Source organism: Psychrobacter sp. W2-37-MNA-CIBAN-0211, from assembly GCF_040309405.1.
Lineage (GTDB): Bacteria > Pseudomonadota > Gammaproteobacteria > Pseudomonadales > Moraxellaceae > Psychrobacter > Psychrobacter glaciei.
This window is the reverse complement of sequence record NZ_JBEOOU010000209.1, coordinates 1-271: the sequence shown is the minus strand read 5'-3', so window position 1 is coordinate 271 and position 271 is coordinate 1. Positions and strand designations below refer to the sequence as shown.

Sequence of the window (271 nt, the reverse complement as noted above, 5' to 3'; positions counted from 1 at the left end):
GGTCATACCTGTCCTGATAAATATTCTCTATTGGTTTTTTACACATTCACTAACAATAACTCCATAATTAGATATGTCTTTTCGCACCCTTAAGAAAATATTCCAAGTCCCCTTTATTACTTTTGCTATTCCTTTTACAACCTCACCACAAGAAATATCCAACCCACCACTCTCCTTTAGGGCTACATAGCTTCCAAGCCTAATTGATTTCTGATAGAGCTCTTTTGCTTTAGTTAAATTAGGTTGAACACCATGCCCGTAACGATAAATA

General features: G+C 35.8%; 1 protein-coding gene. It reads right to left on the bottom strand.

The window, feature by feature from the left end:
- Positions 1-27: 27 nt before the first annotated feature.
- On the bottom strand, positions 28-271 hold a 244-nt coding region (locus AAEY72_RS14940; RefSeq protein ID WP_352311339.1), incomplete at its 5' end, for an SEL1-like repeat protein.